Origin of the sequence: Reinekea sp. G2M2-21 (assembly GCF_015687175.1) — a bacterium.
In the GTDB taxonomy this organism is placed as follows: Bacteria; Pseudomonadota; Gammaproteobacteria; order Pseudomonadales; family Natronospirillaceae; genus Reinekea.
In genome coordinates this window covers 225,346-237,913 of record NZ_JADPQG010000005.1, presented here as the reverse complement: position 1 = coordinate 237,913, position 12,568 = coordinate 225,346, and the positions used below count along the sequence as shown (strand labels likewise).

The window sequence follows — 12,568 nt, the reverse complement described above, 5'->3', positions numbered from 1 at the left end:
TATCCGATGGGGAATCCTCAAAGGTGAGACGGATGCACGGGCAACACAGCATCAGATGACCGTCCGATAACACCCCGCATTGACCGCCTTGTTAAGTGAGTCAGCAAGCCTGGAGCATCACCTCTCCTGTCAAAAATTGGCCAGCAACAACGTACTGAAGACCTATTTCTTCAAATTTGCGTCTCATTTGCAGCTAAGCCTTGGTTCCTGTGCCCGTCCTGCTATGATCTGGCGCTTATTTTTTACAATCAACAATAACAACGGGTAAACCAACATGACCATGCGTTTACTGCGTAACGCGCAGGTATTTGCACCGCAGTCTTTGGGCATTCAAGATATTCTGATCAGTGGTTCACAAATCGTCGCCATTGCTGAACACATCCGTCTGGACACAAATATTGAACTTGAAGAGATCAATTGCGAACAACGCATCGTCTGCCCAGGCCTGGTCGATACGCTAACCCACATTACCGGGGGCGGTGGTGAAGGTGGCTTTGCAACCCGGACACCAGAAATGCATCTGTCCGACGCTATTTCCGGCGGTGTCACCACGGTGACCGGGGCGCTTGGAACCGATGCCGTCTGCCGAACGCACCAAGATCTTATCGCCAAGGTCAAAGGCCTGAAAGAAGAGGGGTTATCCGCTTATTTTTACACCGGTAATTACCACTATCCGGTTAAAACCATCACCGGTTCAGTGCAACAAGACATCATGCTGTTAGAAGAATGTCTTGGGATTGGCGAAATCGCCATCGCCGACCATCGCGGCAGTCAACTGAGTTGGCAGGAGCTGGCTAAGGTAGCCGCCGAAGCCCGAGTTGGTGGTATGTGTTCCGGTAAAGCCGGCGTCGTCAGCGTGCATGTTGGCAGTGGTGAGGACAAACTAAGCACCCTGTTTAATGTTGCCGAACACACGAACATTCCACTGTCGCAATTTTACCCAACACACATCAACCGCAGCCCTAAACTGTTGGCCGACGGCATTCGCTTTGCCAAACAGGGCGGAACGATCGACTTTACCGCCAGTTCGACACCGGAAATCATCGCTGGTGGCGAAGTCAAATGCGCCACCGCCCTGCGTATCGCGTTAGCCGAAGGTGTCGATCCCAGCCAGCTGACTTTCAGCACCGACGGGCACGCCAGCTTGCCGCACTTTAACGCCCAGGGTGAATTGGAAAGCCTGAAAGTCGGTTCCATGCAGTCGATGCTGCATGAACTGAGGGACGCTGTGCTGGTTGAGCAGATCGCGCTGGAAACCGCGCTGAAAGCGGTCACCGAGAATCCGGCTCGTGTCTTGCGTTTGTCTGGCAAAGGAAAATTACGTCCGGGCGCCGATGCTGACCTATTATTATTAGACCCAGAACAATTAACACTGCACAGTGTCATGGCAGGCGGTGCGTGGTTCATGCGTAACCAGTCCATTATTCGTAAAGGTACATTTGAAGCTTAAGGGGTAAGCGTTGTCGTTTAAAATTGGATTCATTTTATTACCCGGTTATTCATCCATGACCTATGTTTCTGCCATGGAGCCCTTGCTGATGTGCAATGAGCTGATGGGTGAAACCGTGTTTGAGACCTTTACCGTCGCCTTATCCGGTGCAAAAACCGTGTCCAGCCTGGGCAACGCGATCGATACGCACTATTCACTTGAAAACGCCCCCAAAGCGGATACCTGGATTGTGGCTGGAACATCCCCGGCGCGGCATCCTCAGACGCCAGGGCTGGTGGATTTTCTGATTGAGAAGTCTGCCAGCGCGTCGATCGGTGGTTTGGCCTCAGGCAGTTACACCCTGGCCAAAGCAGGTCTGCTCAATGGCTACCGGGGCGTTGTGCATTGGCTGACTTATGACGAACTGCTAACAGAACACAAATCTATTTTGCTGGCGAACGAACAGTTTTGTATTGATCGCGACCGTTTGACTTGCCGCGGTGGTTCGTCAAGCCTGGACCTGATGCTGATGTGGATTGCCAAAAACGTCAGCGCTGAAACAGCAGAAGCCATTTCCAAGCACTTCGTCAATGAGCGACTGGGCATTCCGTCTAACGCCATGCCACAGGAACTGAGTGAACGCACCCGCGCTGAACAACCCAAACTCGCCGAAGCATTGGAGTTAATGGAAAACAATATTGAAGAACCCTTAACGACCGACGACATTGCCTATCATGTAAAAATCAGCCGTCGCCAACTGGAAAGGCTTTTCAAAAAACACCTCAATGCCGTACCGAGTCGCTATTACCTGCAAATACGTTTGGAAGAAGCGCGTTCCCGGCTGTTCAATGGCACCGAAAGTATTGCGGACATTGGTCTGGGTTGCGGATTCTCGTCTGGCGCTCACTTCTCCACTGCCTATCGCAATCAATATGGTCTGACCCCGTCGGAAGACCGCAGTCTGAATCAAAAGATGCAGATCGAAAAATAACGCCAGCCAAACACAGACCGACCGGTGTCGGTCTGTGACCTGAATTGTCATAAACCTTGCCCAAGCGGACATAGATTGGGTACAACCAACAGCCCACAATAGCGTCATTGTTTAACGTTGGTACTTCAGCATGACACGACAGAAACGACAATCTCCCCGAGTGACGGCGAATGTGCCAATCAGCATGCATTTTTTTGGCGAGCAGATTGACACCACCGTATCCGAAGACGTGTCCCAACACGGTTTTTTTGTCCGCACGGCAACTGTCCGCGCCCTGGATTTAGGTGTTGTCGTGGTGATGACCATTCATCACGAAAATCAGCCCATCGAAACCTGCATGGCCGAGGTCGTCAGAATCACACACGAGGGTGCTGCCTTTAATGTGATTGAACGTGATGTGTAATCCCCGAATTCCTACCCTGGAATCGTAAGCAATTTCGCCGTGCTGGAATGGCCGCGCGCTCAGTAACCGGATGAAAGGATCAAGCATGAATGCTCAAGTAAAAACCGAGACTCTGTGGATACCGACTCGCTTTGCGCTGCAGCAAATACCGGGATTGGATGTCGACAAAACATTGTCGAAACTGACAACTCTTTATGAGGAACTGCTGACCGTTATATTGAACACAAACGTAGAGTCAATAAAGCTTATGGATAATCTTCAAGTTACTGCACCTGATATGTTTGAAATATTTACAGGAGATCACTTTGATCTAATCAGTCCGAAGGGAGTTCGCATTATTAAAAAAATGCACGACCATGATTACCTTGTCTATCAAGATGTTAAATCTGCTTTCGCGCAAAGTCTCATCGAGTATATGACCACTGCCACCTCAGATCTGAAGACTGATCCTATAACAAAACCATTCAACCATGTTGTATACCACTGCCCAGAAACCCTGTTTAACTTCGACCAACTCTCGACCTTATTTCAACACTTGACCAGCTCGGAAGACACAGTGACCAAAATTATGATCGGTAACACACTGGTCACCAGAACCGTGGTACAACTTGTGAAATCTGAGCAGCAAGTTAACTTTAGTTGGGAAAACACTTCTTGCCGGACAATTAAGATATCCAGATCATTGTAATCTGTATTCGTGTTAGAGAATACTTTCTGATCAGATTGACCCGTATATCTTTGCCAACTACAGTTAGTCCACATACTGTTTAACAGACCAATCATGATTGATAAAGTCATTGACTTCCCAGCTCTCATCGCAGATGAACTTGACACTCAATTGGGTGTCAGCATCATGGTTATGGATACGCAAGGTTTGCTCCAATATGCTAATCACAGTTTTCAGAAACTCTGTCTTCGCAAACCCTTTGAACTGCTAAAATCCCATATCCGGAACCTTCCTTTGCTTTATTTAAATGAACAAGCACAGCCTGTTCCTATGACAGATCACTCTCATTTTTCGCTGGATAAGCTTGATAACTCCAGTCAGCCTATAAAAATGTTATTGAAGAATACCAATGATGAAATATTCCCTGTCAACATTAAGCGGGTTCTATTTCACCACCAGAAAGCCACCTATATTCTACTGGCCTTTCTGGATTGTGAATCTCATGAGCAAGACATTCCAACTGAATTAATGCTGAATTCACTATTCAATGAAAGTAATGAGGCTATTGTTGTTACGGATGTAGAACCACGAATCTTAGACGTAAACCCAGCCTTTGAAAGAATAACCGGCTACACCAAAGACGAAGCACTCGGAAAAAACCCCTCATTTCTGGCTTCAGGCTATCATCCAAAAGCTTTTTATGAAAAATTTTGGCGTTCACTACAAACTGAAGGCCGGTGGTTGGGAAAAATGGTTAATCGCCGTAAGACCGGAGAGATCTATTCAGAGCAACTCACGGTTCGTGCTATCAAAGATACACTCGGTCAAACGACGCACTACGTGTCCATCTTCAGCGAACTTCAGAAGCAGTCTGAGACACTAAAATCAAAAACCGACATCGATCCACTAAACATTGATAAACTGACAGGATTACCAAAATATGCCATCTTCAAAGATCGCCTTGAACAGGCAATAGGCTACGCACGAAGACACCAGTTAGGTGTTGCTGTATTCAGTATTGATATTGATCACTTCGAACAGTTCAATCGGCAATGGGGAGTTCAATCTGGCGATAAAATCATGCGTTCGCTAGCACAATCCATTCAGAAACACATCCGTGATGGGGATACACTATCGCGCGCTTCCGGAGACGAGTTTTGCCTTTTAATAAGAGACATTACGAACGATTACAATTTGAAGGATTTCTCGGATCGGTTATTGAGCCTCATATCCAACACTATTTCAGTAGAATCCACGCAAGAGAATTCTGCAGACTATCAGATAACGGCGTCTATTGGTATCAGCCAATACCCGGATGACCAGGCGACCGCTGAGCAACTAATCCGACACGCCAGTCATGCTATGAGCTTGGCAAAAGTCAACGGTCGAAATCAATACGTATTTTATTCTTCAGAGTATGAACGAATAATCAGTGAAGAAAACGTAGCGAAAAGAACTTTGCTAAACGCCATTGAAAACGAGGAAATGCGTTTACATGTTCAGCCGCAGTATAATGCATTCACCAAAACGATTCATGGTGTCGAGTTTCTGATTCGCTGGCAACAAGAAGACAACGACCTTGTTTATCCAGATCAGTTCCTCAATTCTCAAAAAGACCCTGAAATACTGACTGCGGTCGATCAATGGGTTATAAAAACCGTGCTGAAGTTGCTCGCTAGCGAACTTATCTGCATTGTAGATTTGTCACTAAAAGTCGGTATTAATCTAACCACCAGCAGCTTGTTGGATAACACTTTCCATGACTGGCTGATCAAACAGTTGAAAGAAGCCGGAACGTCAATCAGTCGGTTGATTGAAATTGAAATATTGGAACATGATGCGCTGAATAATCTAGAGGCTTTAAAAAAACTGATTTCAGATCTAAAACCACTGGGTGTTACATTCAGTTTAGATGACTTTGGTACTGGATACAGCTCGCTCAGTATTTTCAATCAACTCAATGTCGACACCGTGAAGATCGACAAAAAATTTGTCCGGGAAATGATTATTGACAGCAAAAATCTCAGTTTAGTAAAGGCAATTTGCGAGCTATCTAAAATATTCGATCGAAAAACCATTGCAGAAGGAGTCGAATTTAAAGAGCAAACAGATTTACTGCTCTCATCTGGTTGCCACATTATTCAAGGGTATAGTATTGCCAAACCAATGCGCTCAGAGGATTTTACGAACTGGCTAGAAATGAATGACTTCTTTGTGCCGAGTTGAAATCCACTCTCATTTAGAGAAAGATTAGAAATCAATTAAACACAATCAATCAGCCTCCGCATCAACATACAGCACATAATCAGCCGAGTCCTTTTCCGCTATAAACTTCAACTTAGCAATGGTCTTATCTGTTAAAACTGCGCCTTTCGTCAGCATAATCACACCGCGTACGTTAAATAGGTCGCGTGACAGAACCATACCGGCTTGTGCTGCTTGCACCTCGACCCTTGCCTCATGCTGCCCTTTTTTGGATAGTTCATCGTGAACCACCTCAAGAAAAGGCTCTACCAAATTCGGGTCTACGACTTTACCGGCAATAGCTTTAATATAGAAATCCGATTCCTCATCCGTGTGGGATCGTCCGTCAAATAAACCATTTCGATATAAAAAATAATTCATAACGATTGCAATAATTCTGGCCCCAATGGGTATATCAGCTCCCTGTATACGTGCCGGAAACCCTTTGCCGTCGAAACGCTCGCAATGCGCTTTAATTAAGTTCGCGACTTCACCTAAATTGTCAAGGCTGGCCATTAAAGAAAACCCTTGCATCGGGTACTGTTTATACTCAATCAATTCGGCACCATGAATCTGACCCAACGGCTTCTTTAATACAGATTCTGGAATGCGTATTTTACCCAATTCATGCAACTTAGCCGCTTTATAAATATCATCTTGAGCCTGCTCGTCTAGCCCTGATGCGCGTGCCAGCGCACGAGCCGTTTCAGCGACATCGTTTAAATGGTCTTTAGGAGCGACCGAGCGTAATTGCAACACCTGAGCGATAACATCGATAAACATGCTGTAACTGGATTTAAGTTCCTGATAACTGAGATCCAACATGTCTGACGTTTGTTTTAATTCCTGAGTGCGTGACTCAACCCTGACTTCCAATAGCTGGTTCGCTTGCTTAAGTTCTTCTGCTTGTTTTTTTGTTAAGGCGACCAGATGCTCATGCTCTTTCCGAATAATCGTGAACTGTGCAGCTTCGGTGAGCTTTTCAATTAAATAGTTATCATCCCAGGGTTTCGCGATGAATTGATGAATCCCCCCTTTATTGAGAGCATTCGTCATCGAGTTGAAGTCGGAATAACCAGATAAAATGAATCGCGTGGAGGTAGGATTAATCTCTCTTGCCAGAGTTAAAAATTCATCACCATTCATTTCTGGCATTCGCATATCCGAAACAATAATGTCATATTGTTCTGTTTCCATACGTAAAAGGGCTTCTTTACCACTGTTGGCGAAGTCACATGAGAAATCCTCCAGTGACATCAGTCGACGCAGTGTATTGAGAATATTGACTTCGTCGTCCACAAAGAGAATTTTTACTTCGCTAAAATCTGCCATAGTTAGCCCACCAGCTTTATAATTTCATTCTGTTCAGTGCGCGTTGCTTTTAATAAACCTGCAAGCGTCTTCGGAGACATTTGCAGTCGGTTAAAGTCGTGTTCGAGATTGATAATATGTGAAAACGCTGCATAATTTTTGCCCATGGCTATGATACTCAAATCAAACGCCATACGCAGACAAATAGAGTCGGGCTTTGTATCATTTGGATTATAGAGACCTTCAGCAGCCTGAATGACTGAAGTGGGTAAGTTGATGTTCTCCATCATTTGTGTAACCGAAGTACGCAACACGGTTGCACTCAGTAAACGACTGATCCCCGGCTGATAATTCACAATGACAGGCAGTATATGGAAAAGCCCTGCGGTGAATGGAACTTCACTTCGTAAACCAGCCTGCTGCGCAATAACGCGACAGAACATAGCGGTCATCAAGCTGTGCAAAATATACTTCTTGTGTTCAATATCTTGCGTGGGCATCATAATTACACTCGAGTAAACGATATTACTCAATTTTAACGCGCCTAAAATAACAACCGCTTCTTCAATATGAGCGACTTCACGTGGAAACCCGAAAAAAGAACTGTTACATATCATCAGCAACTTCGCCGACAATCCCGGCTCCAAAGACAATAGTTTAGTAATTTCCCGGATACTTAGAGGGTCGGCCTTAAGCGCCTGCAGTAACCTTTGTGTATTTCTGTTGACGACACGGTCACTGTCTATCACCCTGACATCTTCCAACCATTGAGCTTGCTCTGTCTTTATTCCTTTAGCAGCCATGTCTGAAATTCCTTCATAAATGGGCCTCGATGACGAATAAAGAGATAATTCACATGTTCATGAAACACTTTGGCCGCATCACTTTCATTGACGACGCTCTCTTCTTCGGACAGTACGTCAACATCGATAGATTTAATGCCCTGTTTCAACAACGCGATTGCCAAAGCCGGTGTAATTTCGACGCCTTGCGGTAATACCAAATGTCCATTTGCATTAAGAATGTCCATCGATAGGAATTTGCCAATGGCATCATTGGTTTTCGTTTGCATAATCTAAACTCTGAAAGGAGAACAACATACCGTATATGGTCTTGTCCAACTCCAGTGACTTCGACGTCACAGTTAACCAGCGATTCTCGTGACAAATCTTATTGACTGCGCCAGCTTTGTAGTTTTCGATTAAAGGATGAAAATCGCTCGGCAGTACTCGTTTGAAGGACATCCCTTCCACGGCATTTTCGAACCCAAACTCATGACAAAAATGTTGGTTTGCTAACACGACCATACCGTCATCACTTACGCAAATAACCCCCACCGGTAGATTCTCGACTATTTTTTCATAGCGTTCCAATGACCGAATATTCATATTAAGCACCCGGGTTTTCTGTTCAACAGCGTATTCCAAGTTTGTGTTACTGAGCTCAAGCTCCTTTCTCAGTCGCTTGTTCTCTTGTTGCACCATAAACACATGTTCACCTTCTTCGACACAAGCCAATAGCTCATCGTCGTCCCAGGGTTTGAGTAAAAACCGAAAAATATTGCCTTTATTCACCGCATCACGTATGGAGTCCAAATCGGTATAGCCCGTGAGTAAAATTCTCTTTATGTCTGGGCGCTCTACTGATAACTGAGAAAAAAGTTCCGAGCCTGTCATTTTCGGCATTCGCTGGTCAGACACGACAACGGACACCTCGGTTTCATTGCGCAGCATCTGTAATGCACTTTTTCCATCTTCGGCGACAACAACATCAAAATCATTGGCTTCCAACAACCGTTTGACACTCTTAGCAACATTCGCCTCATCATCAACTATCATGATCTTGGACATGACATTACCCTTAATTGATCTATATTCAAATTGAGTATAGACATGAACCGAAGCACAGCAAACGCGCAGAATACTGAGGTAAAGGGCAGCTGAGAACGTATGCGCTTTTCGGAAGAGTACCGACCAAAATGGATCATATTGAACTATAACCCCCCCCTATTATGCCTGTTATGCATATAGCTGGCCGTGTAGTTAACTTGATCTGACAGGACACAATAAATGAAGTTGAAATATGAAATTTCTACGCCAGATCGTTCATGGAACATTGAGTTTATCATCGACCCGAAAGTTGGAATAATTCCACCCGAGAAAACCGATGGCTATGGCGCATGGACACTGCTCGAAGTTGGAAAGTGTCCCCACTGCCCACTCACGAATGAACGGCGGTGCCCTATTGCAAAAAACATCGATACCGTCCTCTCAGGGGTTCATGAGTTAGCATCATTTGATGAAGTCGACGCTAAAGTCACCCTGACAGACCACATAGAAACGACCACAACAGCACAAACAACCGCCCAGCAGATACTGTCAAATCTGGTTGGCGCAATCATAGCGTCTTCTTCTGGCTGCCCTCATACTAATTTCCTTAAGCCCATGGTTCTGTTTCATCGCCCCTTTGCCGGCCAGGACGAATCCATTTATCGGGCGCTTGCGAACATTGCACTGTGCTATCAACAATCGAATACTGCCGAGCCATTCACAAAATATGCACTGGGCTTGTACAAAAACCTGCATGCAGTCAACGTAGGACTTGTTCACCGAATCCGTGACGTAGACCCATCCGAGGAAGCTCTAATCAACGCCTTTATTAACCTGGATACCTTTGTTAAAGGCGTCATCTACTATATTGAAAGCAACCTCCAATAACCAACTGGTCATGATTCGAAGTATGAAGAACCTTTATCTGAAAGTTGACCACCACAATCGCCAAGTCACACAGCTTCTGAACGCCGGTTCTGATCCTGAAGAAACCATGTGCAAGTCGAATTACAACCATATTATCGAACAAAAAAGAACTTGGGAGGACCAGAGAAACTTCCAAATTGAAAATCAGAATTACACGCTGGAGTTGTTGCCTATCGACAAACATGCTGATCTATATGTTCTGAGCTTAGCGGAAAGTGTGTTATCGGATGAAGCCAAAACACTGGAAGCGTTCACGCTGGCCGGCAAGGTTTTCGATCATTGTGAATCCGAAAATGAGCTTTGTTTTCACACCGTGAAGTTCGCCAAAGACATATTGGGCATAGATCGCGCCGGATTGCTTCTTTTTTCACCGAATCAAGAACGGATAATCGGCACGTGGGGAACCGATGTACAGGGAAATATTGTCGATGAATCGGACCTATCACTCCCGCTGAACGACAGCCCTTGGATGAAAGAAGCATTGCTGAAGAAAGGCGTCTTAATCATAAAGGAAGATGTCGACCTTTTGGACTATGGAAAATCAGTCGGCAAAGGCTGGAATGCGATAGTATCAATCTACTATGGTAAAGAACCATTGGGGTGGTTTTGTTGTGATAATTTGGTACATCATCGACCTATCGATTCCTGGCTTCGGTTACAAATCGGACATTTCGCGACGCTGGTCGGTCAATGGCTCATTAGGCGGAAGAATGAAGACAAGTTGAGGCTGTTAAACCAATCCTTGGAAAGGCAAATTAAAGAAAAGACTGCAGAACTGCAAAACACCATTCAAGCTCTGACTCACACGCAGGCGGACTTAATAAATACAGAGCGGAGCAAGGCGTTGGCTAGTTTCACCGCAGGCATAGCACATGAAATCAACAATCCTATTGGTTTTATTCGAAGCAATTTGAGCTTTATAGGTAAAGTAAGCACTAAAATTCTGTCAGAATTAAGCCAGGAGGATAGTTTTCAAAAGCGACAATCTTTAACGATGCTAAATGAAATAGATGCCGTGATTGATGAGTCTGTCGAAGGACTGGATCGCGTTTCCAACATTATTAGCATGTTACAACCCCTAAATAAACTGGCAGATGAGGTACCGCAGGCTTTTAATCTGCAGAATGCCATCGAGTTTGCTGTTATGGGGATAGACAATGAACATGTCCAAATTCGTTTTAACAACCCGATGAAAGATCTGGAAGTCATGTTGCCACTGCAGATATTTACCTTGGCAATCGAGAACGTGCTCGAAAACAGTCTTAGCGCCGTTAAGTCAATTAAACGCGCATTTATCGAAGTCAAAATTGAGTGTACCGATACTGCGCTAATCGTTAGCGTTCAAGACAACGGTCACGGTATAAAACCTGAGGATATTGATCGAATATTCACCCCGTTCTTTACGACGAAGGCACCTGGAGATGGACTCGGCTTAGGGCTCTCCTTAAGCAACAATCTTATTCAACTCGCAGGAGGTCGAATGAAAGCAACGTCTGTATTTGGCCAAGGCACACTGATGACCATTTCTTTTGACAAAGGAGTTATCGTTCATGGATAAAATAGCATTGATCGACAACAACACTGAAGATCGAGTATTCATAAAAACCCTCTTATCAAAGGATTATTCCGTCATTTCGTTTTCCAGTTTTTCTGAATTCTCCGAAAGTGTCGTAAATTTCGACGTGCAGCTTATTGTGACTGATACGTCACTAGCACTCAATAGATTTTTCGACTTTGGCAAATCGTCTGGCAATTCAATACCCGTTATTCAACTGATAGAAAACGATGATGTCATTAGTCGCGACGGGCTGGTTGAACTCGTTGCTACTGACTTCGTCCGCAGACCCATTCATGGAGGCATTTTATTGCATCGAATTGCCTTGCTTTTGAACCTTTCGAAGCAAACAAAGCGAGCAGAGTCGGCGCAAACCCAACTTTTCCAATCGGAGAAACTTGCTGCACTCGGTCAGCTGGCTGCTGGTGTCGCTCACGAAATCAATAACCCAGTTGGTTTTGTCACGTCCAATACAAATCTTACTGAAAAGTATGTTGAAAGAATTGAAAGTGAATTGAAGAAACTGGAAGCTGATTGCGCAGAAGATGAGTCCGGCGCTGCCTTGTTAACCTATACCCGCTGGAAATCCGCGACGAAACTGTTTCAGTTCATGTCGGATCTTAGAGATATCTCCACAGAGTCACTTGAAGGATTAAACCGCATTCGGGAGATAGTAAAAGATCTCAAGGACTACGCCCATGTTGGCGATATGAAATTTGAACAGACGGACATTAATCAGCTGCTGTCATCCAGCATCAATTTGTTACGTAACGAAATAAAATACAAAGCAGAAGTCATTACGGAGCTAGAAGAAATTCCATTGATTTCCTGCATCCCTTCACAGATAAATCAGGTATTCGTCAACATCATTGTAAATGCGTGCCACGCTATTGAAGAATTTGGAACCATTACCATTGCAACGAAGCTGATCGGCGAAAAGGTAAGCATTACCTTACAAGATACAGGAAAAGGCATTCCCAAAGACATTATCAAGAAAGTGTTCGATCCCTTTTTCACCACTAAACCGGTTGGTAAAGGCACGGGGATTGGTTTGGCCATTACCCGCTCAATTATAGATCGCCACCATGGCGACATTAAAGTATCCAGTATTGAAGGAACGGGCACTGAGTTCCGTATTTTTCTGCCAATTGAACAATCACAGGAGGAAACCATTGAGCCCATTTGAAAATTGCCGGAAATAATCGCATATCG

12 protein-coding genes are annotated in these 12,568 nt (G+C 44.8%); 8 read left to right on the top strand and 4 right to left on the bottom strand.

Annotation, left to right across the window (positions count from 1 at the left end):
• The first annotated feature begins 274 nt into the window (after positions 1 to 274).
• From iadA to IYN85_RS18260, 5 genes are all read left to right on the top strand, one after another.
• A complete protein-coding gene (iadA, locus tag IYN85_RS18280; RefSeq protein ID WP_230390836.1) occupies positions 275 to 1,450 on the top strand; it encodes a beta-aspartyl-peptidase in 1,176 nt (391 codons plus the stop codon).
• 10 nt (positions 1,451 to 1,460) lie between these two features.
• Positions 1,461 to 2,420 carry a GlxA family transcriptional regulator gene (locus IYN85_RS18275; RefSeq protein WP_196160374.1) on the top strand — a complete coding sequence of 320 codons (960 nt, stop codon included), beginning with the start codon at positions 1,461 to 1,463 and terminating at the stop codon, positions 2,418 to 2,420.
• A gap of 130 nt (positions 2,421 to 2,550) precedes the next feature.
• Positions 2,551 to 2,823: a PilZ domain-containing protein gene (locus tag IYN85_RS18270; protein ID WP_196160373.1), complete on the top strand. Its 273-nt coding sequence runs from the start codon at positions 2,551 to 2,553 to the stop codon at positions 2,821 to 2,823.
• Positions 2,824 to 2,908: 85 nt separating this feature from the next.
• Positions 2,909 to 3,511, top strand: a complete 603-nt coding sequence (locus IYN85_RS18265; protein WP_196160372.1) for a hypothetical protein — start codon at positions 2,909 to 2,911, stop codon at positions 3,509 to 3,511.
• 93 nt (positions 3,512 to 3,604) lie between these two features.
• Positions 3,605 to 5,716, top strand: coding sequence for a bifunctional diguanylate cyclase/phosphodiesterase (locus IYN85_RS18260; RefSeq protein ID WP_196160371.1), 2,112 nt, complete (start codon positions 3,605 to 3,607; stop codon positions 5,714 to 5,716).
• 45 nt (positions 5,717 to 5,761) lie between these two features.
• Here the strand turns inward: IYN85_RS18260 and IYN85_RS18255 are convergent, their stop codons facing one another.
• Genes IYN85_RS18255 through IYN85_RS18240 form a run of 4 tightly spaced genes read right to left on the bottom strand, consistent with a single transcriptional unit; the run spans position 5,762 to position 8,895 of the window.
• A complete protein-coding gene (locus tag IYN85_RS18255; RefSeq protein WP_196160370.1) occupies positions 5,762 to 7,066 on the bottom strand; it encodes an HD domain-containing phosphohydrolase in 1,305 nt (434 codons plus the stop codon).
• A 2-nt stretch (positions 7,067 to 7,068) separates the two neighbouring features.
• Complete coding sequence (locus IYN85_RS18250; RefSeq protein WP_196160369.1) at positions 7,069 to 7,848, bottom strand: HDOD domain-containing protein; 780 nt, start codon at positions 7,846 to 7,848, stop codon at positions 7,069 to 7,071.
• Positions 7,830 to 8,117 carry a hypothetical protein gene (locus tag IYN85_RS18245; protein WP_196160368.1) on the bottom strand — a complete coding sequence of 96 codons (288 nt, stop codon included), beginning with the start codon at positions 8,115 to 8,117 and terminating at the stop codon, positions 7,830 to 7,832. The genes IYN85_RS18250 and IYN85_RS18245 overlap by 19 nt, the downstream gene beginning before the upstream one ends.
• Positions 8,098 to 8,895 carry a response regulator gene (locus tag IYN85_RS18240; protein WP_196160367.1) on the bottom strand — a complete coding sequence of 266 codons (798 nt, stop codon included), beginning with the start codon at positions 8,893 to 8,895 and terminating at the stop codon, positions 8,098 to 8,100. Before IYN85_RS18240 ends, IYN85_RS18245 begins: the two co-directional genes overlap by 20 nt.
• Before the next feature lie 219 nt (positions 8,896 to 9,114).
• On the opposite strand from IYN85_RS18240, the gene IYN85_RS18235 reads away from it, so the two are divergent.
• From IYN85_RS18235 to IYN85_RS18225, 3 genes are read left to right on the top strand one after another with little or no spacing between them, the layout of a single operon-like run.
• On the top strand, positions 9,115 to 9,762 hold the full coding sequence (locus IYN85_RS18235; RefSeq protein ID WP_196160366.1) for a hypothetical protein: 648 nt from the start codon (positions 9,115 to 9,117) through the stop codon (positions 9,760 to 9,762).
• A 22-nt stretch (positions 9,763 to 9,784) separates the two neighbouring features.
• Positions 9,785 to 11,359 (top strand): sensor histidine kinase, encoded by a 1,575-nt coding sequence (locus IYN85_RS18230; protein WP_196160365.1) that lies wholly within the window; start codon positions 9,785 to 9,787, stop codon positions 11,357 to 11,359.
• Positions 11,352 to 12,542 (top strand): sensor histidine kinase, encoded by a 1,191-nt coding sequence (locus IYN85_RS18225; protein ID WP_196160364.1) that lies wholly within the window; start codon positions 11,352 to 11,354, stop codon positions 12,540 to 12,542. Before IYN85_RS18230 ends, IYN85_RS18225 begins: the two co-directional genes overlap by 8 nt.
• The last annotated feature ends 26 nt before the right edge of the window (positions 12,543 to 12,568 follow it).